General features: G+C 62.7%; 30 protein-coding genes. 27 read left to right on the top strand and 3 right to left on the bottom strand.

Features of this window, described 5'->3' with window-relative positions; translation table 11 throughout:
- Positions 1 to 18: 18 nt before the first annotated feature.
- From rplN to dsbD, 19 genes are all read left to right on the top strand, one after another.
- Entirely contained in the window at positions 19 to 387 is a 369-nt protein-coding gene (gene rplN, locus PX653_RS24295) for a 50S ribosomal protein L14 (protein ID WP_107144090.1), read from the top strand.
- Between the two features lie 9 nt (positions 388 to 396).
- A complete protein-coding gene (gene rplX / locus PX653_RS24300) occupies positions 397 to 711 on the top strand; it encodes a 50S ribosomal protein L24 (RefSeq protein WP_277415232.1) in 315 nt (104 codons plus the stop codon).
- Positions 712 to 717: 6 nt separating this feature from the next.
- The gene (rplE, locus tag PX653_RS24305; RefSeq protein WP_107144088.1) at positions 718 to 1257 is read left to right on the top strand and encodes a 50S ribosomal protein L5; all 540 of its coding nucleotides are present in this window, start codon (positions 718 to 720) and stop codon (positions 1255 to 1257) included.
- Positions 1258 to 1264: 7 nt separating this feature from the next.
- Entirely contained in the window at positions 1265 to 1570 is a 306-nt protein-coding gene (gene rpsN, locus PX653_RS24310; RefSeq protein WP_277415233.1) for a 30S ribosomal protein S14, read from the top strand.
- Positions 1571 to 1584: 14 nt separating this feature from the next.
- A complete protein-coding gene (rpsH, locus tag PX653_RS24315) occupies positions 1585 to 1980 on the top strand; it encodes a 30S ribosomal protein S8 (protein WP_107144086.1) in 396 nt (131 codons plus the stop codon).
- A gap of 10 nt (positions 1981 to 1990) precedes the next feature.
- Positions 1991 to 2524, top strand: coding sequence for a 50S ribosomal protein L6 (gene rplF, locus PX653_RS24320; protein WP_277415234.1), 534 nt, complete (start codon positions 1991 to 1993; stop codon positions 2522 to 2524).
- A gap of 13 nt (positions 2525 to 2537) precedes the next feature.
- Complete coding sequence (rplR, locus tag PX653_RS24325) at positions 2538 to 2900, top strand: 50S ribosomal protein L18 (protein ID WP_107144084.1); 363 nt, start codon at positions 2538 to 2540, stop codon at positions 2898 to 2900.
- 10 nt (positions 2901 to 2910) lie between these two features.
- The gene (gene rpsE / locus PX653_RS24330; protein ID WP_107144083.1) at positions 2911 to 3429 is read left to right on the top strand and encodes a 30S ribosomal protein S5; all 519 of its coding nucleotides are present in this window, start codon (positions 2911 to 2913) and stop codon (positions 3427 to 3429) included.
- A gap of 4 nt (positions 3430 to 3433) precedes the next feature.
- Positions 3434 to 3616, top strand: a complete 183-nt coding sequence (gene rpmD, locus PX653_RS24335) for a 50S ribosomal protein L30 (protein WP_107144082.1) — start codon at positions 3434 to 3436, stop codon at positions 3614 to 3616.
- 27 nt (positions 3617 to 3643) lie between these two features.
- Positions 3644 to 4075 carry a 50S ribosomal protein L15 gene (gene rplO, locus PX653_RS24340; protein ID WP_277415235.1) on the top strand — a complete coding sequence of 144 codons (432 nt, stop codon included), beginning with the start codon at positions 3644 to 3646 and terminating at the stop codon, positions 4073 to 4075.
- A 27-nt stretch (positions 4076 to 4102) separates the two neighbouring features.
- Positions 4103 to 5437, top strand: coding sequence for a preprotein translocase subunit SecY (gene secY, locus PX653_RS24345; protein WP_112939778.1), 1335 nt, complete (start codon positions 4103 to 4105; stop codon positions 5435 to 5437).
- A 14-nt stretch (positions 5438 to 5451) separates the two neighbouring features.
- The gene (infA, locus tag PX653_RS24350) at positions 5452 to 5670 is read left to right on the top strand and encodes a translation initiation factor IF-1 (RefSeq protein WP_005663428.1); all 219 of its coding nucleotides are present in this window, start codon (positions 5452 to 5454) and stop codon (positions 5668 to 5670) included.
- 35 nt (positions 5671 to 5705) lie between these two features.
- Complete coding sequence (gene rpmJ, locus PX653_RS24355; protein WP_005663407.1) at positions 5706 to 5819, top strand: 50S ribosomal protein L36; 114 nt, start codon at positions 5706 to 5708, stop codon at positions 5817 to 5819.
- Positions 5820 to 5837: 18 nt separating this feature from the next.
- Positions 5838 to 6203 (top strand): 30S ribosomal protein S13, encoded by a 366-nt coding sequence (rpsM, locus tag PX653_RS24360; RefSeq protein WP_093556901.1) that lies wholly within the window; start codon positions 5838 to 5840, stop codon positions 6201 to 6203.
- Positions 6204 to 6217: 14 nt separating this feature from the next.
- Positions 6218 to 6622, top strand: a complete 405-nt coding sequence (rpsK, locus tag PX653_RS24365) for a 30S ribosomal protein S11 (RefSeq protein WP_028101645.1) — start codon at positions 6218 to 6220, stop codon at positions 6620 to 6622.
- A 408-nt stretch (positions 6623 to 7030) separates the two neighbouring features.
- Positions 7031 to 7654 (top strand): 30S ribosomal protein S4, encoded by a 624-nt coding sequence (rpsD, locus tag PX653_RS24370; RefSeq protein ID WP_134386528.1) that lies wholly within the window; start codon positions 7031 to 7033, stop codon positions 7652 to 7654.
- 132 nt (positions 7655 to 7786) lie between these two features.
- Positions 7787 to 8764, top strand: coding sequence for a DNA-directed RNA polymerase subunit alpha (locus PX653_RS24375; protein WP_026354946.1), 978 nt, complete (start codon positions 7787 to 7789; stop codon positions 8762 to 8764).
- A 126-nt stretch (positions 8765 to 8890) separates the two neighbouring features.
- Entirely contained in the window at positions 8891 to 9286 is a 396-nt protein-coding gene (gene rplQ / locus PX653_RS24380) for a 50S ribosomal protein L17 (RefSeq protein ID WP_107144078.1), read from the top strand.
- Between the two features lie 237 nt (positions 9287 to 9523).
- Positions 9524 to 11341 carry a protein-disulfide reductase DsbD gene (dsbD, locus tag PX653_RS24385; protein ID WP_277415236.1) on the top strand — a complete coding sequence of 606 codons (1818 nt, stop codon included), beginning with the start codon at positions 9524 to 9526 and terminating at the stop codon, positions 11339 to 11341.
- Positions 11342 to 11545: 204 nt separating this feature from the next.
- On the opposite strand, the gene PX653_RS24390 is transcribed toward dsbD, so the two are convergent.
- Positions 11546 to 12025, bottom strand: a complete 480-nt coding sequence (locus tag PX653_RS24390; RefSeq protein ID WP_277415237.1) for a Spy/CpxP family protein refolding chaperone — start codon at positions 12023 to 12025, stop codon at positions 11546 to 11548.
- A gap of 224 nt (positions 12026 to 12249) precedes the next feature.
- On the opposite strand from PX653_RS24390, the gene PX653_RS24395 reads away from it, so the two are divergent.
- The 7 genes from PX653_RS24395 (at position 12250) to PX653_RS24425 (ending at position 21669) form a co-directional block, all read left to right on the top strand.
- Positions 12250 to 12975: a response regulator gene (locus PX653_RS24395; RefSeq protein WP_277415238.1), complete on the top strand. Its 726-nt coding sequence runs from the start codon at positions 12250 to 12252 to the stop codon at positions 12973 to 12975.
- The gene (locus PX653_RS24400) at positions 12972 to 14327 is read left to right on the top strand and encodes an ATP-binding protein (protein ID WP_277415239.1); all 1356 of its coding nucleotides are present in this window, start codon (positions 12972 to 12974) and stop codon (positions 14325 to 14327) included. Before PX653_RS24395 ends, PX653_RS24400 begins: the two co-directional genes overlap by 4 nt.
- A gap of 132 nt (positions 14328 to 14459) precedes the next feature.
- Positions 14460 to 15614 carry an efflux RND transporter periplasmic adaptor subunit gene (locus tag PX653_RS24405; protein WP_277415240.1) on the top strand — a complete coding sequence of 385 codons (1155 nt, stop codon included), beginning with the start codon at positions 14460 to 14462 and terminating at the stop codon, positions 15612 to 15614.
- Complete coding sequence (locus PX653_RS24410) at positions 15611 to 18742, top strand: efflux RND transporter permease subunit (RefSeq protein ID WP_277415241.1); 3132 nt, start codon at positions 15611 to 15613, stop codon at positions 18740 to 18742. Before PX653_RS24405 ends, PX653_RS24410 begins: the two co-directional genes overlap by 4 nt.
- A 251-nt stretch (positions 18743 to 18993) precedes the next feature.
- Positions 18994 to 19911, top strand: a complete 918-nt coding sequence (locus PX653_RS24415; RefSeq protein WP_277415242.1) for a hypothetical protein — start codon at positions 18994 to 18996, stop codon at positions 19909 to 19911.
- Positions 19912 to 19949: 38 nt separating this feature from the next.
- Entirely contained in the window at positions 19950 to 20591 is a 642-nt protein-coding gene (locus tag PX653_RS24420; RefSeq protein ID WP_277415243.1) for a CatA-like O-acetyltransferase, read from the top strand.
- A 184-nt stretch (positions 20592 to 20775) separates the two neighbouring features.
- Positions 20776 to 21669 carry an SDR family oxidoreductase gene (locus PX653_RS24425; protein WP_277415244.1) on the top strand — a complete coding sequence of 298 codons (894 nt, stop codon included), beginning with the start codon at positions 20776 to 20778 and terminating at the stop codon, positions 21667 to 21669.
- A gap of 24 nt (positions 21670 to 21693) precedes the next feature.
- Here PX653_RS24425 and hemB read toward each other — a convergent pair whose 3' ends face one another.
- Complete coding sequence (gene hemB, locus PX653_RS24430) at positions 21694 to 22707, bottom strand: porphobilinogen synthase (protein WP_277415245.1); 1014 nt, start codon at positions 22705 to 22707, stop codon at positions 21694 to 21696.
- A 26-nt stretch (positions 22708 to 22733) separates the two neighbouring features.
- The gene (gene yihA / locus PX653_RS24435) at positions 22734 to 23456 is read right to left on the bottom strand and encodes a ribosome biogenesis GTP-binding protein YihA/YsxC (RefSeq protein WP_277415246.1); all 723 of its coding nucleotides are present in this window, start codon (positions 23454 to 23456) and stop codon (positions 22734 to 22736) included.
- Between the two features lie 131 nt (positions 23457 to 23587).
- Here yihA and PX653_RS24440 point away from each other — a divergent pair, with 131 nt between their 5' ends.
- Positions 23588 to 24253, top strand: a complete 666-nt coding sequence (locus PX653_RS24440; protein ID WP_277415247.1) for a c-type cytochrome — start codon at positions 23588 to 23590, stop codon at positions 24251 to 24253.
- Positions 24254 to 24370: the final 117 nt, after the last annotated feature.

A 24370-nucleotide genomic window follows, 5' to 3' on the forward strand; every position in this document is an offset into this window, starting at 1 on the left:
GTTGGGAAAGAGAATACTATGATTCAAACTGAAAGCCGGCTCGAAGTGGCCGACAACACCGGTGCGAAAGAAGTTATGTGCATCAAGGTGTTGGGCGGTTCCAAGCGCCGTTATGCTGGCATTGGCGACGTGATCAAGGTCACCGTTAAGGTGGCTCAGCCTCGCGGCCGTGTCAAAAAAGGTGAAATTTATAACGCCGTGGTTGTGCGCACCGCTAAGGGTGTGCGTCGCCAGGACGGTTCCCTGGTCAAGTTCGACGGCAACGCTGCTGTCCTCCTGAACTCCAAGCTGGAACCGATCGGTACCCGTATCTTTGGCCCAGTGACGCGTGAACTGCGCACTGAGAAGTTCATGAAGATCGTGTCCCTGGCACCGGAAGTCCTGTAAGGAGTCGTAATGGATAAGATTCGCAAAAACGACGAAGTCGTCGTCCTGACCGGTAAGGACAAGGGCAAACGCGGCGTAGTGACCCAGCGTGTAGACGCTGAGCACGTCGTGGTGGAAGGCGTGAACGTGGCTAAGAAAGCCGTCAAGCCTAACCCGATGACTGGCGTTACTGGTGGCATCGTCGACAAGACCATGCCTATTCACGTGTCCAACGTTGCTCTGTTCAACGCTGCGACCGGCAAGGCCGATCGCGTGGGCTTCAAAGATGTGGACGGCAAAAAAGTCCGCGTCTTCAAGTCCTCCGGCGAAGTAGTGAAAGGGTAATTAGAAATGGCCCGTCTGCAACAACTGTATAAAGACAAGGTCGTTACCGAGCTGACCGAGAAATTCGGCTACAAGTCGGTAATGGAAGTGCCTCGCCTGACCAAGATCACCCTGAACATGGGTCTCTCGGAAGCCGTGGCCGACAAGAAGGTCATCGAGCACGCTGTTGGCGACCTGACCAAGATCGCCGGCCAGAAGCCAGTGATCACGAAGGCTCGTAAAGCTATCGCCGGTTTCAAGATCCGCGAAGGCTACCCGATCGGTACGATGGTGACCCTGCGCGGCGCCCGTATGTACGAATTCCTGGACCGTTTCATCACCGTGGCACTGCCGCGCGTGCGTGACTTCCGTGGCGTCTCCGGCCGTTCGTTCGATGGCCGTGGCAACTACAACATCGGCGTCAAAGAGCAGATCATCTTCCCGGAAATCGAGTACGACAAGATCGACGCGCTGCGTGGCATGAACATCTCGATCACCACGACCGCCAAGACCGACGACGAAGCGAAAGCTCTGCTCGCCGCATTCAAATTCCCGTTCAGGAACTAAAACGATCATGGCAAAACTCGCACTGATTAACCGTGAACAGAAGCGTGCTGACCTGGTGGAGAAGTTCGCCGCCAAGCGCGCTGCTCTGAAGGCCATCATCGATGACCAGTCCAAGTCGGAAGAAGAGCGTTACGAAGCGCGCCTGAAACTGCAGGCCCTGCCACGTAACTCCGCACCGACCCGCCAGCGCAACCGCTGCGCCATGACCGGTCGTCCACGCGGCACCTTCCGTAAATTCGGTCTGGGCCGTATCAAACTCCGTGAATTCGCCATGCGTGGTGAGATTCCCGGTATGACTAAAGCCAGCTGGTAATAGGAGAATAAGCAATGAGTATGAGCGATCCTATCGCCGATATGCTGACCCGCATTCGCAACGCCCAGGGCGTGCAAAAAACGACCGTGGCCATGCCATCGTCGAAAGTCAAAGTAGCGATTGCCAACGTCCTGAAGGACGAGGGTTACATTGAAGATTTCGCCGTGTCTTCGAACGAAGGCAAGACGGAACTGAAGATCGGTTTGAAATATTATGTGGGCCGTCCTGTCATCGAGCGCCTCGAGCGCGTGTCCCGTCCGGGCCTGCGCGTCTACAAGGGCAAGGATGAGATTCCAACCGTCATGAACGGTCTGGGCGTGGCCATCGTGTCGACTCCGCAAGGCGTCATGACCGACCGCAAAGCGCGCGCTACCGGTGTCGGTGGCGAAGTCATCTGCTTCGTGGCTTAAGGAGTAACACATGTCTCGAGTAGCTAAAATGCCGATCGCTGTGCCGGCTGGCGCCGAAGTCGCCATCTCCGCACAAGCGATCACCGTCAAGGGCCCGCTGGGCACCCTGACCCAGCGCCTGAACGGCCTGGTCAAGATCGAAAACAACAATGGCACGCTGACGTTCGACGTGGCCAACGACAGCCGCGAAGCCAATGCCATGTCCGGCACGCTGCGCGCTCTGGTCAACAACATGGTTACCGGCGTCACCAAGGGCTTCGAGAAGAAGCTGTCCCTGGTCGGCGTGGGTTACAAGGCGCAAGCACAAGGCGACAAGCTGAACCTGTCCCTGGGCTTCTCCCACCCTGTTGTACACGCAATGCCAGCAGGCGTCACCGTCGCTACCCCAACGCCGACCGAAGTCCTGATCAAGGGCATCGATCGTCAACAGGTTGGCCAGGTTGCCGCTGAAGTGCGCGCTTACCGCTCCCCTGAGCCATACAAAGGCAAGGGCGTCCGCTATGTGGACGAAGTGGTTAAGCTTAAAGAAACCAAGAAGAAGTAATTAGGGGCTGACGATGGACAAAAAAGAATCTCGTCTGCGCCGCGGACGTCAAACCCGCATCAAGATCGCGCAACTGAAAGTGAACCGCCTGTCGGTCCACCGCACTAACCTGCACATTTACGCGAACCTGATCAGCCCGGACGCTAAAGTTCTGGTTTCGGCGTCGACCGTGGAAGCAGAAGTTCGCGCGGAGCTGGCCGGCAAATCGGGCAAGGGTGGCAATGCCGCCGCTGCAGCCCTGGTTGGCAAGCGCGTTGCTGAAAAAGCACTGAAGGCAGGAATCACCGAAGTTGCGTTCGACCGCTCCGGTTTCCGTTACCACGGCCGTGTGAAGGCGCTGGCAGAAGCCGCGCGTGAAGCCGGTCTGAAGTTCTAAGGGTACGATCATGGCAAAAATGCAAGCAAAAATGCAAAGCGACAAGCCGGATGACGGCATGCGCGAAAAAATGATCGCGATCAACCGCGTGACCAAAGTGGTCAAGGGTGGTCGTATCATGGGCTTCGCGGCGCTGACCGTGGTCGGTGACGGCGATGGCCGCATCGGCATGGGCAAGGGCAAGTCGAAGGAAGTACCGGTCGGTGTGCAGAAGGCAATGGAAGAAGCCCGTCGCAACCTGATCAAGGTGCCTCTGAAGAACGGTACCCTGCAGCACACGGTAACCGGCCGTCACGGCGCATCGCGCGTCATGATGAGCCCGGCCAAGCCAGGTACCGGCGTCATCGCCGGCGGCGCAATGCGCGCGATCTTCGACGTGATGGGCGTGACGGACGTGGTGGCGAAATCCACCGGTTCGAACAACCCGTACAACCTGGTGCGCGCCACCCTGGACGGCCTGTCGAAAATGAGCACTCCTGCTGACATCGCTGCGAAACGCGGCAAGTCGGTAGAAGACATTCTGGCTTAAGAGGATGACCATGAGCACTATCAAAGTCAAACTGGTGAAGGGCCTGATCGGCACCCGTCAAGACCACCGCGCAACCGTGCGTGGCCTGGGCCTGCGTCGAGTCAACTCGGTTTCCGAGCTGCAGGACACGCCATCGGTACGCGGCATGATCACCAAGGTCGCCTACCTCGTTAAAGTCGTGTCGTAAGCCCCGGCTTACGAACTGGAGAACACAATGGAATTGAATACCATTCAACCAGCCGAAGGCGCGAAGCACGCTAAGCGCCGCGTTGGCCGCGGTATCGGCTCCGGCCTGGGCAAGACTGCCGGCCGTGGTCACAAAGGTCAGAAATCGCGTTCGGGCGGCTTCCACAAAGTCGGCTTCGAAGGCGGTCAGATGCCTCTGCAACGCCGTCTGCCAAAGCGCGGCTTCAAATCGCTGAACGCCACCTTCAAGGCTGAAGTGCGTCTGTCCGACCTGAACGGCCTGGCCGTCGGCGAAGTCGACCTGCTGGTCCTGAAGCAGGCTGGCGTGCTGTCCGTGCTGGCACGTGACGTGCGCGTGATCGCATCTGGCGAAATCACCAAAGCAGTGTCCGTCAAGGGCCTGAAAGTGACCGCCGGCGCGAAAGCGGCCATCGAAGCGGCCGGCGGCTCGGTAGCCTGAGACGCTTAAGCTTGAACGGAGCGAAAATTGGCGACTAATCCGCAGCTTGCTAAAAGTGCCGCAGCCGGTTTCCCTTGGGGCCGTCTGTGGTTTTTGCTGGGCGCTCTGGTAGTCTACCGCATCGGGGCGCACGTCCCGGTGCCGGGAGTCGACCCGGTACAGCTGGCCGCACTGTTCAAGTCGCAGGAGGGTGGGCTGCTGGGCATGTTCAACATGTTCTCCGGCGGCGCCCTGTCGCGCTTCACGGTGTTTGCGTTGGGCATTACGCCCTACATCTCGGCCTCGATCATCATGCAGCTGGTGTCGATCGTATCGCCGCAGATGGAAGCGCTGAAGAAGGAAGGGGAGTCGGGTCGTCGCAAGATCACCCAGTACACCCGTTACGCCACCGTGTTCCTGGCCCTGTTCCAGGCATTCGGCATCTCGGTCGCGCTGGAAGCCCAGCCTGGCCTGGTGCTCGATCCCGGTCTGGCCTTCCGCTTCACGTCGATCGTGACGCTGCTGACCGGCACCATGTTCGTGATGTGGTTGGGTGAGCAGATTACCGAGCGTGGTCTCGGTAACGGCATCTCGATCATCATCTTTGCCGGTATCGCTGCCGGTCTGCCGGGCGCGTTGGGTGGCTTGTTCACCCAGGTGTCGACCGGTGCGATCAGTGCGATCTCCGCCATCATCATCGTCATCCTGGTCGCAGCCGTGACCTATGCGGTGGTGTTCGTGGAACGTGGCCAGCGCAAGATCCTGGTGAATTATGCCAAACGTCAGGTCGGTAACAAGATCTACGGTGGGCAAACCAGCCACCTGCCGCTGAAGCTGAACATGGCAGGCGTGATTCCGCCGATCTTCGCATCGTCGATTATCTTGTTCCCGGCCACTATCGTGGACTGGTTCTCGCGTGGCGCGGACAACAGCAACCCTGTTGTGCGCTTCCTGAAAGATCTGGCTGCATCGTTGAGCCCAGGCGAGCCTATCCATGCATTGCTGTATGCCGTGGCGATCGTGTTCTTTTGCTTCTTCTACACCGCTTTGGTGTTCAACAGCAAGGAAACTGCGGACAACTTGAAGAAGAGCGGGGCCTTTGTGCCAGGGATTCGTCCCGGTGAGCAGACTGCCCGTTACATCGACAAGATCCTGACGCGATTGACCCTGGCTGGCGCCGTCTACATCACCCTGGTGTGTTTGCTGCCGGAGTTTATGCAAGCCCAGTGGAAAGTATCCTTCGTATTCGGTGGTACTTCTCTGTTGATTATTGTAGTTGTGACCATGGACTTCATGGCCCAGGTCCAGAACTACGTGATGTCGCAGCAATACGAGTCGCTGCTGCGCAAGGCAAACTTCAAGGGCGGCATTCCGACCCGCTAAGCGAACAGGTCAACATGGCAAAAGACGACGTCATACAGATGCAGGGCGAGATTCTGGAGAATCTGCCGAATGCAACATTTCGAGTAAAGCTGGAAAACGGCCACGTGGTACTCGGCCACATTTCGGGTAAAATGCGGATGAACTATATCCGCATTCTCCCTGGCGACAAGGTGACGGTGGAGTTGACGCCGTACGACCTGTCCCGGGCTCGTATTGTGTTCCGGACCAAGTAATTTTAAGTAATCGAATCCAAGAAGAGAGTGCAAAAATGAAAGTTAACGCTTCAGTCAAGCGGATCTGCCGCAACTGCAAGATCATCAAGCGCAAAGGCGTCGTCCGCGTCATCTGCGTGGAACCACGTCACAAGCAGCGTCAAGGCTAACAGTTCGAGGAATAACGAATGGCACGTATTGCAGGGGTTAACATCCCAAATCATCAGCACACCGTGATCGGCCTGACGGCAATCTACGGCGTGGGCCGCCCACGTGCGCAGTTCATCTGCGCCCAGACGGGTGTTCCAACCAACAAGAAGATCAAAGACCTGGACGACAGCGAGCTGGAAAAGCTGCGTGACGAAATCGGCAAGTTCGTAGTAGAAGGCGATCTGCGCCGCGAACTGTCGATGAACATCAAGCGTCTGATGGATCTGGGTTGCTACCGCGGCATGCGTCACCGTAAGGGCCTGCCGGTCCGCGGTCAGCGCACCCGCACCAATGCGCGTACCCGCAAAGGTCCGCGCAAAGCCGCACAATCGCTGAAGAAATAATCTAGGGAACAACTATGGCTAAGCAACAAAGCAGCGCAGCAGCAGCGCGCGTTCGTAAGAAGGTCAAAAAGAACGTCGCTGAAGGCATCGCACACGTGCACGCTTCCTTCAACAACACGATCATCACGATCACCGACCGCCAGGGCAACGCCCTGTCGTGGGCGACCTCGGGTGGTGCCGGCTTCAAGGGCTCCCGTAAGTCGACCCCGTTCGCAGCGCAGGTTGCTGCTGAAGCGGCTGGTAAAGTTGCTCAGGAATGCGGCGTGAAGAACCTGGAAGTCCGTATCAAGGGCCCAGGTCCTGGCCGTGAATCCGCTGTTCGCGCACTGAACAACCTGGGTATCAAGATCACCGAGATCCAGGACGTGACGCCAGTGCCGCACAACGGCTGCCGTCCTCCGAAGCGTCGTCGTATCTAAGCAGATGAGCCGGCGGCTCTTCGGTATATCGGCTTCGATCCGTAAGGACTGACTGCAGTCATACCGAACGATTCGTCGTATCTAAGCAATCCGTCTTCGGATTGCTGGATTCGTACCTCGCGTACGAGACACGCATCTTCGGCACAGCAAGACAATGACCGGTCCGGTGTGGACCGGTCACCGTCGCCCTGATGTAAAAATCGCTGGAACAGTAAATCGGAAACGGTTATACTGTCCGGCTATTTTTGCCTGTTCGTCGCTCCCCGGAGCCGGCGGCCGGGCCCAAATGTTGAGCCACCGTCTGACGGATTAAAGGGTCAGACTAGCGCCTGTTCGCCGCAGTTGCACACAGCCTTTGTGCGCACCTGATCGATCCGGGGCGTCATCTAATATTTAAGGAAAAATACCGTGGCACGTTATATCGGACCAAAAGCAAAGCTGTCCCGCCGTGAAGGCACCGACCTGTTCCTGAAGAGCGCCCGTCGCTCGCTGGATTCCAAGTGCAAACTGGACGTCAAGCCAGGCCAGCACGGCGTGAAGTCGGGTGCCCGCACCTCCGACTACGGCAACCAGCTGCGCGAAAAGCAGAAGGTCAAGCGTATGTACGGCATCCTGGAACGTCAGTTCCGCCGCTACTTCGCCGAAGCCGACCGTCGCAAGGGCAACACCGGTGAGACGCTGCTGTCCCTGCTGGAAACCCGCCTGGACAACGTCGCCTACCGCATGGGCTTCGGCTCGACCCGCGCTGAAGCGCGTCAGCTGGTGTCGCACAAAGCCTTCACCGTGAACGGCAACGTCGTGAACATCGCTTCCTACGCTGTCAAGATCGGCGACGTCATCGCCGTGCGCGAAAAGGCCAAGAAGCAGACCCGTATCGTCGAAGCGCTGTCGCTGGCCGAACAAGTCGGCATGCCGGCATGGGTGTCCGTGGATTCCAAGAAAATGGAAGGCACGTTCAAGTCCCTGCCAGAGCGTAGCGAGATCGCCAACGACGTCAACGAATCGCTGATCGTCGAACTGTACTCGCGTTAATCGCAGTCGCAGTTGAGCTGGCACACCGCTTAGTTCATCCGTAATACCGCCCGCTCACTCGAGCGGGCGTTTTCACTAATGCCATCAGCCTTATCGGTGTAACGAGCCGAGGGTAATGAAAAGGACATTTCAATGCAAAACAGTTTGTTGAAGCCACGTATCATCGACGTCGAAGCCCTGGGTGCCGGTCACGCCAAAGTCGTGATGGAACCATTCGAGCGCGGCTACGGCCACACGCTGGGCAACGCCCTGCGTCGCGTGCTGCTGTCGTCGATGATCGGCTACGCGCCGACCGAAGTCACCATCGCCGGCGTCGTGCACGAGTACTCGTCGCTGGACGGCGTGCAGGAAGACGTGGTCGACCTGCTGCTGAACCTGAAGGGCGTGGTCTTCAAGGTCCACAACCGCGATTCCGTCACGCTGACCCTGAAGAAGGAAGGCGAAGGCGCCGTGCTGGCGTCGGATATCGACCTGCCGCACGACGTGGAACTGATCAACCCGGATCACGTGATCGCTCACCTGACCGCCGGTGGCAAGCTGGACATGCAGATCAAGGTCGAGAAGGGCCGTGGCTATGTGCCGGGTAACGTGCGTCGCCTGTCCGAAGACACGAACAAGACGATCGGCCGCATCATCCTGGACGCGTCGTTCTCGCCAGTGCGCCGTGTTTCCTACGCTGTCGAATCGGCACGTGTGGAACAGCGTACCGACCTGGACAAGCTGATCATCAACATCGAAACGAACGGCGTCATCACGCCGGAAGAAGCGATCCGCCAGTCGGCACGCGTGCTGGTCGACCAGCTGAACGTGTTCGCTGCGCTGGAAGGTACGGAAGCCGCCGCCGAAGCACCGTCGCGTGCTCCGCTGGTCGATCCGATCCTGCTGCGTCCGGTCGACGACCTGGAACTGACCGTCCGTTCCGCGAACTGCCTGAAGGCCGAGAACATCTACTACATCGGCGATCTGATCCAGCGTTCGGAAAACGAACTGCTGAAGACCCCGAACCTGGGTCGCAAGTCGCTGAACGAGATCAAGGAAGTGCTGGCATCGCGCGGCCTGACCCTGGGCATGAAGCTGGAAAACTGGCCGCCTGCAGGTCTGGAGAAGTAATTTGCACCACCGCCCGCCACATGTCGTGGCGGGCGTTTTCCCTACTAACCGGCCCGCGCCCGGGCGTTTTGAAACGCACCTGGCGATCGAAGAGCTCGGATATAAACATCATTGAAAGGAAGTACCATGCGTCACCGTCACGGCCTCCGTAAACTGAACCGTACCTCGTCCCACCGTCTGGCAATGCTGCGCAACATGACCGTTTCGCTGCTGCGCCACGAAGCGATCAAGACCACCGTGCCAAAGGCAAAAGAACTGCGCCGCGTGATCGAGCCGATCCTGACCCTGGGCAAGACCGACACCCTGGCAAACAAGCGCCTGGCGTTTGCTCGCCTGCGCGATCGCGAAATGGTTCAGAAGCTGTTCGCCGAACTGGGCCCGCGCTACGCTAACCGCAACGGCGGCTACCTGCGCATCCTGAAGATGGGTTTCCGTGTTGGCGACAACGCTCCAATGGCTTACGTCGAGCTGCTGGACCGTCCGGAACCAACCGAAGTCGAAGCTGCACCGACCGCTGAGTAATTCATCAGCGTTCCATGAAAAAGCCGGGTCCGCCCGGCTTTTTCTTTTGGGTCGGCGCCTTTCGCGACATCTTTGCGACAGACCAAGACAGCGGGCGCGACCCGCTTGCGGCACCATCACTGGTGCACTCGCTTGCCGCAAAACCAGGGTCCGTCCCTGGTTTTGGGGCAGCCAGTCGCCTTGCGGCGGCTGCGGGTGTACCATGCTTGCGGATTGTCTTTTTGCAGAGTAGATCACATGCCTTTCCTGCTGCGCCTGTTTGCCGTCCTGTCCGCCGTGCTGGCCCTGCTGCCGGCGGTGCCCGCGTGGGCGGACGATGAATTCCTCGACCCGAACGTCGCCTTCCAGATGTCCGCCCGCATGGCGGACGCCAAAACCGTCGAAGTGACGTGGAAGATCGCCGACGGCTACTACATGTACCGCGAGCGCTTTGCCTTCCGGGCCGACGGCGCAAGCCTGGGGGCGGCGCAGATCCCGCCGGGCAAGGTCAAGTACGACGAAACGTTTGCCAAGGAGGTCGAGACGTATCACGGCAGCGTGACGATCCGCGTCCCGGTCGAAACGGCCGGCCCGTTCACCTTGACCGCGACAGGCCAGGGCTGTTCCGAGAAAGGGCTGTGCTATTCGCCGCAGGACGCGACGGTACGCCTGGGCGGTGCCGCGGGCGACGTGGGCGTGGCCGCGGCAGCGCCAGCGGCAGCGCCGTTCAGCCTGCAGATGAGCCCGGCCCAAACGTCGGCGCCTGCGGCTTCGATGGCCACGGCCCGGCCGCCGGACGTGCCCGTGCCGGCGCAGCAAAGCGAGCTGGGCCGCATTGACAGCGCCCTGCAGGGTGGCCGCCTGGCGGTCATCGTGCCACTGTTCCTGCTGCTGGGCCTGGGCTTGTCGTTCACGCCCTGCGTGCTGCCGATGGTGCCGATCCTGTCGTCCATTATCGTCGGCGAGGGCAGCCGGGCCACGCGCAAGCGGGGCGTCGTGCTGTCCGGCAGCTATGCGCTGGGCATGGCCATCGTGTACACGGCGCTGGGGGTGGCGGCAGGGCTGGTCGGCGAAGGGCTGGCGGCCGCTCTGCAGAACCCCTGGGTGCTGGGCGCGTTCGGCCTGCTGATGGCTGCGCTGGCGTTGTCGATGTTCGGCCTGTACGAACTGCAGGTACCGTCTGCACTGCAGAGCCGGCTCGCTGCCGCGTCGGGACGCCAATCCACAGGCAAGCTGGCCGGCGTGTTTGCCATGGGCGCGATTTCCGCCCTCATCGTGGGTCCGTGCGTGGCGGCGCCGCTGGCAGGTGCGCTGGTCTACATCAGCCAGACCCGCAATGTGCTCATCGGTGGCAGCGCCCTGTTTGCGATGGCGGTCGGCATGAGCGTGCCCTTGATGCTGGTCGGTATTTCCGCAGGCTCCTTGCTGCCGCGTGCCGGTGCCTGGATGGACGCGGTCAAGCGCTTCTTTGGCGTGCTGCTGCTGGCCATGGCCTGGTGGCTGGTATCGCCGGTCTTACCGCCTGTCGTGCAGATGTCGGGCTGGGCAGTATTGGGCATCGGCTACGGCACTTATCTGATCCGGCAAAAGAACGGCTGGCTGGCCAAGGTAATTGCCGCGCTGGCGATTTTATTCGGTATCGTGCAAATGATCGGCGTCGCCACGGGCAGCCGCGATCCGTTGGCGCCCCTGTCGCATATACGGGGAACTGCGGAGTCATCGCTGGTATTCAAACGTATCGCCAGTATCGACGAGCTCGATAATGTGCTCGCCAATACCGGCGGCAAGACCGTCATGCTCGATTTTTACGCCGACTGGTGCGTAGCGTGCAAGGAAATGGAAAAGCTGACATTCGTCGATCCCGCCGTCAAGGTGAAGCTGGCCAATACCATCCTGATTCAAGCGGACGTGACCGCCAACAGCGCGGCGGACAAGGCCTTGCTAAAGCGCTTCAATTTGTTCGGGCCGCCCGGAATCATTTTCTTCAACAGGAATGGGCAGGAAATTCCGGACTCGCGCGTCATCGGATTCCAGGATGCCCGCGAGTTTACGGCATCCCTACAAAAGCTGAACTGATCCGATCGGATCGAACGAAGGGCGCCGCTGGCGCCCTTTCTTTTTCGCCTGTCAGGCCACCAGTCGCTCGCGGCCAGGCCGACCTAGCTGAATTCTGGCGCGATCAAGCCGAATACTGGCGCGGCTGGCCCAAAAAAAGAGGCGGCCGAAGCCGCCCCAAAGGCACCGCAGGTACCAGCTGCGGGTTACTCGGACAATATCAGCTCAGCCCTGCTGTTTCTGCAGGTGATGCTGCCTGCCGTGGTGGCGCCCCTGGCGCACGGTCGCCTGGTCGAACGTTTTCTGCTGTTCCGGCGTCAGCACGGCATAAAAGGTTTTCAGTGCCGCCAGGCGGGCTTCCTGTTTCGCCAAACGCTCCCTCAGCAGCGCCAGGCGCTTTTCCATGCGTTCCGGCGCCGGCAGGGAATTGAAATCGACACGGTCGGGACGACCGGTCGGCGTTTGCGGTTTAATGGCCGCAATATAAGTATTCCAGGCCGTTTCCTGGGTTTCCGTGAGTTTCAACGCGTCGTGCAGTTTCTGTTGACGCTGGGCGAAATGTTCGGCGCGCTTGACGGGATCGAATTTGGTGGCTGCATAAGCGTGACGCCCGGGCGTGGTCGCTTCTTGTGCCTGGACGGCAAATGCCGAGCTTAAGCCGATAACGGTCATGCCGATGATAAAAGATTTGCGCAGGGTGTACATATGGATCCTTCCGGTAATGACAGCAGTAAGTGGAAATGTGCGTCGAATGCTCTGCACATGGGACTCATCTTGGCAGCAAGGTGTTTCGCTGAAGTGTCCCGGACACGGCGATTTGTATCCGATTGTTTCCCCTGGGCTTGGGCCGACATATGCCCGGGCCAACATATACAAGACGATACAAACACCCGTTAGGCAGCAGCGACCGAAGTGGGGATAATTGAGGCATGGAACCTACATCGAGCATTTTGATCGTCGACGACGACCGCGATATCCGCACCCTGCTGGCCGACTACCTGGAGACGAACGGTTACCGCACCTTCGGCGCGCAGGACGGCGCGGCCATGTGGAAGCTGCTGGACGAGACCAAGCCGGACCTGATCGTGCTGGACCTGAACATGCCGGGCGAGGACGGCCTGACGATCTGCCGCAAGCTGCGCGCCCATTCCAGCCTTCCCGTCATCATGCTGACGGCGCGCAGCGAACCGCTGGACCGCATCCTGGGCCTCGAAATGGGCGCCGACGACTACCTGCCGAAGCCGTTCGAGCCGCGCGAGCTGCTGGCGCGCATCCGCAGCGTGCTGCGCCGTACGAACACGGCAGCAGCCGGCGGCGCCGACAAGGCGGCGCAGATCCGATTTTCCGGCTGGACGCTGGACCTGACGGCGCGCCACCTGTTGAACCCGGACGGCATGGTGATCATGCTGTCGGGTGCGGAGTTTCGCCTGTTGAAGGTGTTCCTCGAGCATCCGAACCGTGTGCTGAACCGCGACCAGTTGCTGAACCTGACGCAAGGCCGTGATGCCGACCCGTTCGACCGCTCGATCGACATCCAGATCAGCCGCCTGCGCCAGAAGCTGGGCGAGGATGCCCGGGTGCCGCAGATTATCAAGACGGTCCGCAACGGTGGTTATGTGCTGGCCGGCACCGTGGCGGTGGAGCCGCGCGTGTGAAGGCGTTCTTCAATTCGATGACGGGGCGGGTGTTTTTCGCCCTGATGCTGGGCATTATCGCGTCGGCCGCGCTGACGCAATGGCTGGCCGTCAACGAACGCCAGCGTACGCTGGAACGCTACCGCAATTTCCACGCCCTGGAGCGGGCCGAACAGATCATCGAGACGGCCGACGTCGTCCGTCCCGAATCGCGCGCGCAGTACCTGGCCGTGGCCAGCAAGAGCAGCGTCCAGCTGGAGCTGGCCAGCGAGGAGCGGCCGGCCGTGCATCCGCCGACGGAGTTTTCCGCCGCGCTGGCCCAGCGGCTGGGGCGCGAGTTCCAGGTCACGCCACTGGCGGAGCGACCCGCCGCCTGCGACCGCCCGGTAGCCACCAACACCTTGTTCGGCGCTACCCAGTGGCGGGGCACGTGCGAATCCGTGCAGATCGCAATGACGGATGGACAACTGTTGAAGCTGTCCGTGCTGCCGCCGCGGGCGCCCGCGCCGACCGGACACAACGAATATGCCGTGTTCGTCCCGTTCCTGCTGTGCATCGCCGTGCTGGCCTACCTTGTGACGCGGATGACGGTGCGGCCGCTGAAGCAGCTGGCGCAGGCGGCCAAGGACCTGGGCAACGACATCAACCATCCACCGCTGGAGCTGGCGGGCGCCAGCGAGATCCGCCAGGCCAGCGCCGCGTTCAACGCGATGCAGGCGCGCATCCGCCAGTACATTGCGCAGCGCACGGAAATGCTGGCGGCCATCACGCACGACCTGCAGACGCCGCTGACCCGCCTGCGCCTGCGGCTCGAAAAAGTACCGGACGACGACCTGCGGCAAAAGCTGATCGGCGACCTGTCGGCGATGCAGGCCATGGTCAAGGAGGGCCTGGACCTGGCCCGCAGCATGGACGCGGGCGGCACCATGCAGAAGCTGGACCTGGATTCGCTGCTGGACAGCGTCTGTGCCGATGCCGTCGATGCCGGCCAGAGCGTGGAGCTCAAGGGCGCGGCCGGGATGGCGTTGCTGGGGCGGCCGCTGGACATCCAGCGCTGCCTCGTCAACCTGATCGACAACGCCGTCAAGTACGGCCAGAAGGCCCACGTGACGGTCGAGCGGCTGGCGGGCGCCGCACGCATCCGGATTCGCGACGAAGGGCCTGGCATCCCGCAGGACCAGCTGGCGCGAGTATTCGAGCCGTTCTACCGCCTGGAAAGTTCGCGCTCGCGCTCGTCCGGGGGCACGGGCCTGGGCTTGACCATCGCCCGCAATATCGCCGAGCAGCACGGTGCCACGCTGAGCCTGGCCAACAGCGACCGCGGCGGCCTGGAGGCCGTGCTGACATTGCCTGAGTTTTACGCAGGCAAGTAATCACCCCGACATGAATCGATGCGAGAATGTCGGGTTTAATGCCGTAGAGCAATATATAAAAACGATCTGGGAGAACCGGCGGCGCCACGTCGCCGGCTCGTGCTACTTACTCATCACTGCAGTCCATTTAGAATGAAAAAGAAAACTCTGGGAGTTCTCGCCGGCGTCGCCGCCGTCATCGCCGCCGGCGCCTGGCATTTCACGCGTCCCGCCGCGCCGGCCCAGGAAGGGCCCGGCAAGGGCAACGGGTTCCAGGGGCCGACGACCGTCAACATTGTCCAGCCGAAGCGGCAGGACGTGCCCGTGCTGCTGCAGGCCAACGGTACTGTCAGCCCCATCAGTACGGTCGACCTGCACCCGCAGACGACCAGCACGATCGTCAAGGTGCACGTCAAGGAAGGCCAGTTCGTCAAGCAGGGCGACCTGATGTTCTCGCTGGACAGCCGCAGCGAGGCGGCCAATGTGCAGAAGGCCGATGCCCAGGTGGCGCGCGACCGCGCCAGCCTGGCCGACCTGGAGCGCCAGTACAAGCGCAGCATGGAACTGCTGGCGCAGAAGTTCATCGCCCAGGGCGCCGTCGATACCCTCAAGAGCCAGGTCGACGCGGCCCGCGCGCTGCTGGAGGCGGACATCGCCGCCGCCCGCGCCGTGCGCGTGGACCAGAGCTACACGTCGATCCGCGCGCCGATGTCCGGCCGCGTCGGCGCCATCAACGTCTATCCGGGCAGCCTGGTGCAGCTGGCGACGTCGCTGGCGACGATCACCCAGCTGGACCCGATCAACGTGGCGTTCACCCTGCCGGAGAACAGCCTGGCCGCGCTGCTCGATGCGCAGCGCGCGGGCAAGGTCCCGGTGCAGGCGTTCCAGAACAATTCCGACAAGCCCATCGTCGGCCACCTGAGCTTCATCGACAACACGGTGGATCCGGTGGCGGGCGTCATCCGCGTCAAGGCGCAGTTCGACAACGACGACACGCGCCTGTGGCCGGGCCAGTACGTCAACACCAGCCTGACGGTGCAGACGCTGAAGGACGCGCTGGTGGTGCCGCAAAATGCGATCATCACCAACACGCGCGGCACGTTCGTCTACACGGTCGGGCCGGGCAATACGGCCAAAGCGGTCGATGTCGAGCGCCTGCACGCGTTCGGCGGCGATGCGGTCGTGCGCGGCCTGCAGGGTGACGAGAAGGTCATCGTCGAAGGCAAGCAGAACCTGCGCCCCGGCGGCAAGGTGCGCGTGGCCGATGCGCGCGTGGCCGAGCAGGGCAAACCGAAGGGTGTCGAATGAACCTGTCCGAGCTTTCGATCCGGCGCCCCGTGATGGTGGTGCTGCTGTCGCTGACCCTGATCCTGGCCGGCGTGCTGGCCTACCTGAAGATTCCCGTCGCGGCGCTGCCCAGCTATAACACGCCCGTCATCAACGTCAGCGCCGACCTGCCCGGCGCCAGCCCCGACACGATGGCGTCGTCGGTGGCGCTGCCGCTGGAGAAGCAGTTCTCGACGATTGCAGGCCTGTCGATGATCACATCGACGAGCACGCAGGGCAACACGTCGCTGACCCTGGAATTCGATTCCAGCATCGACGTCAACGAAGCGGCCGTGGACGTGCAGGCCGCGCTGCTGCGCGCCCAGCGCCAGTTGCCGCAGGAGATGACGGACCTGCCGTCGTACCGCAAGATCAACCCGGCCGACGCGCCCGTGCTGTTCATGGCCATGAATTCGCCGTCGCTGTCGCTGTCCGACCTGAACGACTACGCGGAAAACCTGATCGCGCCCAGCCTGTCGACGTTGCCCGGCGTGGCGCAAGTCACCGTCAACGGCCAGAAGCGGTTTGCCGTGCGCATCCGCGCCAAGTCGGACCTTTTGAACGCGCGCGACCTGACCCTGGCCGACGTGCAGGCGGCCGTGCGCAATGCCAACGCCAACACGCCGCTGGGCGTGCTGGACGGGCCGACGCAGACGCTGACGATCCAGGGCAACCCGCAGATGATGAAGGCGTCGGAATTCCGCGACCTGATCGTCGCCGTGCGCAACGGCGAACCGGTGCGGCTGAAGGATGTCGCCACCGTCGAGGACAGCTTCCAGTCGATCAAGTCGTACGGCAGCTACAACGGCGAGCGCGCCATCGTGCTGCTGGTGCAGCGCCAGCCGGATGCGAATACCGTGCAGGTGGTCGACGGCGTCAAGGCGTTGCTGCCGCGCTTCAAGGCGCAGCTGCCCGAGTCCATCAATATCGCCCTCGTCAACGACCGCTCCGTGTCGATCCGCGAAGCCCTGCATGACGTCAACCTGACCCTGGCGCTGACGATCGTCCTGGTCGTGCTGGTGATCTTCCTGTTCCTGCGCCGCGCGGCCGCCACGTTCATCCCCGCCGTCACGATGCCGATCTCGCTGCTGGGCGCGCTGTCCCTGCTGTACGCGTTCGGCTACAGCCTCGACAACATCTCGCTGCTGGGTATCACGTTGGCCGTCGGCCTGGTTGTCGACGATGCCATCGTCGTGCTGGAGAATATCGTGCGCCACATCGAGCACGGCAAGAAGCCGCTGCAGGCGGCGCTGGTCGGCGCGCGCGAAATGGGCTTCACCATCGTGTCGATCTCCATTTCGCTGGTGGCCGTGTTCATCCCGATCTTCTTCATGCCCGGCGTGATGGGCCTGATGTTCCATGAATTCGCCGTCATCGTTGCATTGTCCGTGCTGGTGTCGGCCGCCGTGTCGCTGACGCTGGTGCCGATGCTGGCATCGCGTTTCCTGCCGGCCGACTCGCACGAGACGTCGGGCGACGACAGCTTCATCGGCCGCCACTTCGAGGCCGGCTTCATGAAGGTGCGCAACGGCTATGCGCGCACGCTGGACACGGCGCTGCGCCACCGCTACGTGGTGCTGGCCATTGCCGTGGGCACGTTCGCGCTGACGATCGTCATGTACAGCGCGATCCCGAAAGGTTTCTTCCCCGAGGAAGACATCGGCCAGATCCGCATCAACACGGAAGCGTCCGAGGACATCTCGTCGACGGCGATGCTGGCCCTGCAGGACCGCGTGGCGGCGCTGATCCGGGCCGACCGCAACGTCAAGGACGTGGTGTCGTTTACGGGCGGCGGCAACACGGGCCGCATGTTCGTGGTACTGAAGGACCGCTCGGAGCGCGACAAGATGCCGCAGGTGCTGGAAAGCCTGCGCAAGGCGACGCGCCAGGTGGCGGGGATCGCCGTCTACATGTCGCCGGTGCAGAACCTGCAGCTGGGCGGGCGCCCCAGCAAGAGCCGCTACCAGTACACGTTGCAGTCGGTCAGCCCGGATGCGCTGAACGAATGGGCCGAGCGCTACCTGGAGCGCATGCGTGCCGATCCCGATTTCCGCGACGTGACGAGCGATTCGCAGAACAAGGGCCTGCAGGCGTCGCTCAAGATCGACCGCGACAAGGCCAACAACCTGGGCGTCAACCTGAGCGACATCCGCACGGCGCTGTACCTGGCGTTCGGCGAGCGGCAGGTGTCGACGATCTACTCGTCCGCGGCGAGTTATTACGTGATCCTGGAGGCAGCGGACGAGGATCGCCGCTTCGAGGATGCGCTGACGAAAGTCTCCGTGCGCAACACGGCCGGCCAGCTGGTCAAGCTGTCCAGCTTTGCTTCCGTGCAGCGCACGGTGGGCCCGACGGCCGTCAACCACCAGGGCCAATTGCAGGCCATCACGCTGTCGTTCAACCTGGCGCCCGACGTCCCGCTGGGCAACGCCACGGCCAAGATCGACGCGATGGGGCAGGAGTTCGGCCTGCCGCCATCGATCATCACAAGCTACGGCGGCGACGCGGCCGTGTTCCAGAGTTCGCAAAGCAGCCAGGTTATCCTGATCGTGGCCGCGCTGGGCGTCATCTACGTGCTGCTGGGTGTGCTGTACGAAAGCTATATCCACCCGCTGACGATCCTGGCCGGCCTGCCGTCCGCTGCGGTGGGAGCGCTGCTGACGTTGTGGATCTTCAAGATGGACCTGACGATGATCGCTATCATCGGCATCCTGATGCTGATCGGCATTGTGAAAAAGAACGCCATCATGATGATCGACTTCGCGCTGCAGTTGCAGCGGGAGGAGGGCAAGGCGCCGGTGGACGCAATCCGCGAGGCCTGCATCCTGCGCTTCCGCCCGATCCTGATGACGACGCTGGCCGCGCTGATGGGCGCGCTGCCGATCGCGCTGGGCCTGGGCGCCGGCGCCGAGCTGCGCCAGCCGCTGGGCCTGGCCGTGTGCGGCGGCCTGATCTTCTCGCAGGTCATCACCTTGTACATCACGCCCGTCATCTATCTGTTCCTCGACAAGTACAGCGGCAGCGGCCCGATGAGCAACACCGACCTGGACGACACGCCACCGCCGTCGCAACCGGTGGAACTGAAAGCCGTCCACCTGGCCAAGCACTAACGGACCAGCCCGTGTCCCACCGCGGGGTCAGGCACCGAAAAGGGACACGGTCTCTGCTGTGACGGGCGATGCCGAGCCCGTGTCCCACCACGGTGTCAGTCACCGAAATGGGACACGGCCTCAGCCGTGCTGCGGTGCAGCGTCGCGCCCGCTGGAAGGATACATACGGTAACATCCGTTAACCGCAAGCTCGCGTAAGCTTGCTTGACTTTGGCCCGGCTTGCCGGTTCGCGCACAGAAAACGGTTAATCTTGTTCCAGTTCAGTCATACCCACGGTCACGACGAGTATTGCCCTACCTGCGGCCAGGCCCTGCCCCCGGGCGGCCTGCCGCTGCAATACGGGCGCAAGCAGCCGAACCGCATCGGCCTGGGCATCGCCATCGGCCTGCACGTGCTGCTGCTGTTGCTGGTGCTGATGAATCCGCAAACGTTCGTCAAGCTGAAGCCGCCCTCGAAGGCGGGTGAGATGGTGTGGGTGGCGCCGGTTTCCCCTACGCCAACCAAGCCGGCGCCGACGCCGAAGCCGACGCCGACGCCGCAACAGCAGCCGCCCAAGCGCACGGCGCAGGCCAAGCCGCGGCCGCAGCCGGCGCCGCTGCCCCGCACCAACCCTGACGCGATCACGGAGCCGCGCCGCCAGGAGACGCCGCCCGTCCAGGCCCAGCTGACACCGCCACCGCCCGACGTGACGGACATGTCCCAATTGATCGAGCAGAACCGCCGCCGCCGCGGCGCCGCGCAAAGCCAGCAGTCCGATGCCGCCGAGAGCGAGGACGCCAAGGCCAAGGCGCGCGCCATCGCCAACATCATGGGCGCGCAGGGTCGCAACGCAGCCGGCGACCGCGAGGATTCGGGTGGCATCTTCGATGTACAGAACCAGACGTTCAACAGCGCCGACGTCAAGTTCCGCGGCTGGAACACGAACTTCAAGCGCCGCTGGCTGCAGCAGGTTCATGTCGAGCTGGGCAACGAGATCGACATCGAAAATGCCGTCGTGACGAAGATGATCGAGCTGATCCGTAAGGAAAAGCCGGGCGACTTCGAGTGGGAATCGCACCGCCTGGGCCGCGTCGTCAAGATGAGCGCGCGCAAGGAGGACGAAGCGGAACTGCGCGCCTTCCTGCTCAAGGAGATGTACCCGAAATACGTGCGGCCGGCCGGGCGCTGACGCTGTGCGACAATGCGCTTTTTACCAAGGCGCATACCATGCAGCTGATCGACCGGCGGCGCGACCGCTTCGAGATGTTCGACCGGATGGACAGTCCGGCCCTGAACCTGACGTTCAACCTGGACCTGCCGGACTTCCGGCCCTGGTGCAAGGCGCAGGGCCTGGCACCGTTCCACGTGCTGCTGTGCGCCGTGTTGCGCGCGACCCTGGCGGTGGAGAACTTCCGCTACCGCATCCTGGACGGCGAGGTGTTGCGCATCGACCGGCTGATGCCGTCCTTCACCGTCATCAACCAGCATAACGATCTCAACTTCGCCCAGTTCGAATGGTCGGACGACTTGCGCGAATTCGTCGCGCGCGGGCTCGCGGCCCGGGCGGCAGCGTCCGCGATGGTGGAACTGAACCTGGCCTACCAGGCGATGACGCCGCGCCAGGCGCGCGACCAGGTCTTCATCACGTGCATCCCGTGGCTGGACTTCACGTCGATCCAGCACCCGACCGCCACCTTGGGCGCGCCCGACATCCCGTCGATCGCCTGGGGCAAGTTCCGCGACGCCCCGAACGGGCGCCTGCAACTGCCGTTCTCCGTGCAGGCGCACCACGGCTTCGTCGACGGCTTCCACATCCACCAGCTGGCGCAGCACATCGCGGCCGAGCTGACCGCGTTCATGCAAGCGTAAAAAACCCGGGACAGACCCGGGTTTTGAGGCAACGGGCGAATTCGGAGGCTGTCCCCAATTTTGATGGGGGACAGCCTCCTCGGACAACCTCTTGCACCTGAACAGCGCAGGCCGCCCGCAAGCGCGCGTGGCCCGCGCCGATTTCCTGCTAACTTGTCGTCGCATCGACACGCCAGGGAGAATCATGTCCACGACGCTCAAACCCCTCGACCAGCAAGTCATCGTCATCACCGGCGCTTCCAGCGGTATCGGCCTGGCCACGGCGCAGGAGGCCGCGGCGCGTGGCGCCCAGGTGGTGCTGGTCGCCCGCAGCGGCGACGTGCTGGAGGCGGTGGTCGCCGCCATCGAAGCGCATGGCGGCACTGCGCTGGCGGTGGCGGCCGATGTCGGCGAGCGGGCGCAGGTCGAGCGCGCCGCCGCCGCCGCGATAGCCCGGTTCGGGCGCATCGACACGTGGGTCAACAATGCCGGCGCCACGATCTACGGCAGGTTGGAAGAGGTCAGCGAAGCCGACAGCCGGCGCCTGTTCGACACCAACTTCTGGGGCATGGTGAATGGTTCACTGGCCGCGCTGCCCCATCTGCGCCGGCAGGGCGGGGCGCTGATCAATGTGGGCAGCGAAGCATCGGAGCTGCCGATTCCCATGCAGGGCATGTACACAGCCTCGAAGCATGCGGTCAAGGGCTTTACGGATACGTTGCGGGTGGAGGTGGCGGCGGTGGACGGTGCCCCCGTCTCGATCACGCTGATCGAGCCCACGGCGGTCAACACGCCGCTGCCACAGCACGCGCGCAATTACATGGACCGGGAGCCGACGTTGCCGTCGCCGCAGCTGGATCCGCACCAGGTGGCGTCCGCCATCCTGACCGCGGCGACGACCCCGCGCCGGGACGTCAAGGTCGGCGTCATCGCCATGTTCGATACCGCCGCGCAGAAACTGCTGCCGGGGCTGGGCGACAGCATCGCGGCGCTGCAGGTGCCGCGCCAGCGCACGGACGCGCCGCCCGAAAATCCGGCGGGCGCACTGCACGCCCCGGGTGGCACGGGCCGGATCTACGGCCGTGGCGCAGGGCGGTAAAGCGCGCTGGCGCGGCAAACGGCGTCAGAGGCCCTTCAGCTTGCGCGCGATATCCAGCGCAAAGTACGTCAGCACGCCATCGGCGCCGGCGCGCTTGAAGGCCAGCATCGCTTCCATCATGACCTTGTCGTGATCGAGCCAGCCGTTCTGCGCGGCCGCCTTGATCATCGCGTACTCGCCGCTGACCTGGTAGGCGAAGGTGGGCACCTTGAATTCGTCCTTTACACGGCGCAGGATGTCGAGATACGGCATGCCCGGCTTGACCATCACCATGTCGGCGCCTTCCTGCAGGTCGCCCGCCACTTCGCGCAGCGCTTCGTCGCTGTTGGCCGGGTCCATCTGGTACTGGTTCTTGTCGCCCTTGCCCAGGTTCTTCGCCGAACCGACGGCGTCGCGGAACGGGCCGTAGAAGGCCGACGCGTACTTGGCCGAGTAAGCCATGATGCGCGTGTGGATGTGGTCCTTGCCTTCCAGCGCCTGGCGGATCGCGCCGATGCGCCCGTCCATCATGTCCGATGGCGCGACGACGTCCACGCCGGCGTCGGCCTGTGCCAGGGCCTGGCGCACCAGCATGTCCGTCGTGATGTCGTTGATGACGTAGCCGTTGTCGTCGATCAGGCCGTCCTGGCCGTGGCTCGTGTACGGGTCCAGCGCGACGTCGGTCAGGATGCCCAGCTCGGGGAAGCGCTGCTTCAGCTCGCGCACGGCGCGCGGCACCAGGCCCTCCGGATTGATCGCCTCGATGCCGTCGGGCGTCTTCAGCGACGCGTCGATGACGGGGAACAGCGCCAGCACGGGGATGCCCAGGCTCACGCATTCCTCGGCCACCTTCAGCAGCAGGTCCACCGACACCCGTTCCACGCCCGGCATCGACAGCACGGGTTCGCGCTGGTTGCTGCCTTCCAGGATGAAGACCGGATAAATCAGGTCGGCGGCGGTGACGACATTCTCGCGCATCAGGGCGCGCGAGAACGGGTCGCGGCGCATGCGGCGCATGCGCATGGCGGGGAACTGGGCGGAAAAGTGAGGGCTGTGCATCGCGCTAGGGTCCAATTTGCAGTGGGTTATTGTTCGTCGTCGGCGTCGCTGGCGTCATCCTGTTGCGGTTCCAGGGCGGCCACGTCCACGTTCAGGCCAAGCAGCTCCTCGATCTTCGCCGTCGCTTCCTCGATGCCAACGCGTTTCAGCGCCGAGAACAGCTGCACGGTGAACGGGAAGCCTTCGCCGTCCTCGTCGACATACGAATCGAGCTTGGCCTGCGCCTGGCGCAGCACGTTGACGGATTCGTTGCGATTGAGCTTGTCCACCTTCGTCAGGATGCAGTGGATCGGCTTGCCGGTGGGGGCAAACCACTCCAGCATCTGGATATCGAGGTCGGTAAACGGGCGGCGCGCGTCCATGATCAGGACGAGTGCCGCGAGCTGTTCGCGCCGCTGTACATAATCGCCCAACAGGCGCTGCCAATGCAACTTGGCGTCCCCGGATACTTCGGCGTAGCCGTACCCAGGCAAATCGGCCAGGAGGCAACGGATTTCGGCTAAGTTCGTCTCATCCTTCCGGTGCATTGCCACGTGGGCGCCGCCGATGGAGAAAAAGTTGATGTGCTGCGTGCGGCCCGGGGTCTTGGATGCGAACGCCAATCCCTTCTGGTTGCACAAGATATTGATTGCAGTGGATTTTCCCGCATTCGAGCGCCCTGCGAAGGCGATTTCGGGCACCGTCGTGCGAGGCAGGTCGCGCAGGTGATTGACGGTCGTAAAGAAGCGGGCTTGCCAGAGCTTGGACATGAGGATCAGGGGGAACGCAAGGGAGAGAGGGCTTTTGGGCCGGGGAAGCTATTGTACAATAAGGAATTACCTGGCCTGCGGTCGGCGTCCACTGCGGCCCTTTTATCGACTCGTCTCTGTAGGGTGTCTGAATGAATCGTGCGTTTACACCGGTGGTACATTCCCTCGTCACAGCGTTGATGATCTTTTCAGGCGCGGCCAGTGCTGCCGACGCGGCCCAACCGGCAGCAGCCAAGGTCGATCCGGCCAAGGGCTCTTCCCTGTATGCCGATGGCGACGCCGCGCGCGGCCTGCCGGCCTGCGTGTCCTGCCACGGCGCCGCGGGTAATTCGACGATGGCCGCCAATCCCAAGCTGGCCGGCCAGCCGGAGGGGTACCTGTACAAGCAGCTGGTCGACTTCACGACGCCGAACCGCCAGAACCCTGTCATGACGATGTACGCCAAGATGCTGACGGACGCGGAGAAGAAGAACATCGCCGCCTACCTGTCCACGCAAGGCCAGAAGCCAGGCGCCGCGAAGAACAAGGACACGGTCGAATGGGGCAAGAAGATCTACCGCGGCGGCATCGCCGAGAAGAACGTGCCGGCCTGCGCCAGCTGCCACGGTCCGGCCGGCGCCGGCAACCCGGCCCGCTATCCGCGCATCGGCGGCCAGCACCAGGACTACACGATCGCCCAGCTGGAAGGCTTCAAGGCCGCCGGCCGCAAGAACAGCGCCGAGATGACGACCATCGCCGAGCGCATGTCCAGCGCCGAGATGAAGGCGGTGGCCGACTACGTGGCAGGCCTGAAGTAAGCCGCGCACGGCGGACCGGGCAAACGAGGGCGGCAGCGCAAGCTGGCTGCCCTTTTTGTTGTGCATATGGTGCATTTATATACGGCACCTGGCCGAAATGACTAGGTCTTCCGCGCG

The organism is Pseudoduganella chitinolytica, assembly GCF_029028125.1.
In the GTDB taxonomy this organism is placed as follows: Bacteria; Pseudomonadota; Gammaproteobacteria; order Burkholderiales; family Burkholderiaceae_D; genus Rugamonas; species Rugamonas chitinolytica.

Coding starts and splice junctions, on each gene's coding strand:
- rpsN (WP_277415233.1), top strand. CDS start 1,265: ATGGCAAAACTCGCACTGATTAACCGTGAACAGAAGCGTGCTGACCTG.
- rplF (WP_277415234.1), top strand. CDS start 1,991: ATGTCTCGAGTAGCTAAAATGCCGATCGCTGTGCCGGCTGGCGCCGAA.
- PX653_RS24375 (WP_026354946.1), top strand. CDS start 7,787: ATGCAAAACAGTTTGTTGAAGCCACGTATCATCGACGTCGAAGCCCTG.
- rplO (WP_277415235.1), top strand. CDS start 3,644: ATGGAATTGAATACCATTCAACCAGCCGAAGGCGCGAAGCACGCTAAG.
- rplE (WP_107144088.1), top strand. CDS start 718: ATGGCCCGTCTGCAACAACTGTATAAAGACAAGGTCGTTACCGAGCTG.
- rpsM (WP_093556901.1), top strand. CDS start 5,838: ATGGCACGTATTGCAGGGGTTAACATCCCAAATCATCAGCACACCGTG.
- PX653_RS24425 (WP_277415244.1), top strand. CDS start 20,776: ATGTCCACGACGCTCAAACCCCTCGACCAGCAAGTCATCGTCATCACC.
- rplX (WP_277415232.1), top strand. CDS start 397: ATGGATAAGATTCGCAAAAACGACGAAGTCGTCGTCCTGACCGGTAAG.
- PX653_RS24410 (WP_277415241.1), top strand. CDS start 15,611: ATGAACCTGTCCGAGCTTTCGATCCGGCGCCCCGTGATGGTGGTGCTG.
- rpmJ (WP_005663407.1), top strand. CDS start 5,706: ATGAAAGTTAACGCTTCAGTCAAGCGGATCTGCCGCAACTGCAAGATC.
- rpsH (WP_107144086.1), top strand. CDS start 1,585: ATGAGTATGAGCGATCCTATCGCCGATATGCTGACCCGCATTCGCAAC.
- infA (WP_005663428.1), top strand. CDS start 5,452: ATGGCAAAAGACGACGTCATACAGATGCAGGGCGAGATTCTGGAGAAT.
- rpsE (WP_107144083.1), top strand. CDS start 2,911: ATGGCAAAAATGCAAGCAAAAATGCAAAGCGACAAGCCGGATGACGGC.
- PX653_RS24420 (WP_277415243.1), top strand. CDS start 19,950: ATGCAGCTGATCGACCGGCGGCGCGACCGCTTCGAGATGTTCGACCGG.
- hemB (WP_277415245.1), bottom strand. CDS start 22,707: ATGCACAGCCCTCACTTTTCCGCCCAGTTCCCCGCCATGCGCATGCGC.
- PX653_RS24405 (WP_277415240.1), top strand. CDS start 14,460: ATGAAAAAGAAAACTCTGGGAGTTCTCGCCGGCGTCGCCGCCGTCATC.
- PX653_RS24390 (WP_277415237.1), bottom strand. CDS start 12,025: ATGTACACCCTGCGCAAATCTTTTATCATCGGCATGACCGTTATCGGC.
- rpsK (WP_028101645.1), top strand. CDS start 6,218: ATGGCTAAGCAACAAAGCAGCGCAGCAGCAGCGCGCGTTCGTAAGAAG.
- rplN (WP_107144090.1), top strand. CDS start 19: ATGATTCAAACTGAAAGCCGGCTCGAAGTGGCCGACAACACCGGTGCG.
- rplQ (WP_107144078.1), top strand. CDS start 8,891: ATGCGTCACCGTCACGGCCTCCGTAAACTGAACCGTACCTCGTCCCAC.
- PX653_RS24440 (WP_277415247.1), top strand. CDS start 23,588: ATGAATCGTGCGTTTACACCGGTGGTACATTCCCTCGTCACAGCGTTG.
- rpmD (WP_107144082.1), top strand. CDS start 3,434: ATGACCATGAGCACTATCAAAGTCAAACTGGTGAAGGGCCTGATCGGC.
- yihA (WP_277415246.1), bottom strand. CDS start 23,456: ATGTCCAAGCTCTGGCAAGCCCGCTTCTTTACGACCGTCAATCACCTG.
- rplR (WP_107144084.1), top strand. CDS start 2,538: ATGGACAAAAAAGAATCTCGTCTGCGCCGCGGACGTCAAACCCGCATC.
- PX653_RS24395 (WP_277415238.1), top strand. CDS start 12,250: ATGGAACCTACATCGAGCATTTTGATCGTCGACGACGACCGCGATATC.
- dsbD (WP_277415236.1), top strand. CDS start 9,524: ATGCCTTTCCTGCTGCGCCTGTTTGCCGTCCTGTCCGCCGTGCTGGCC.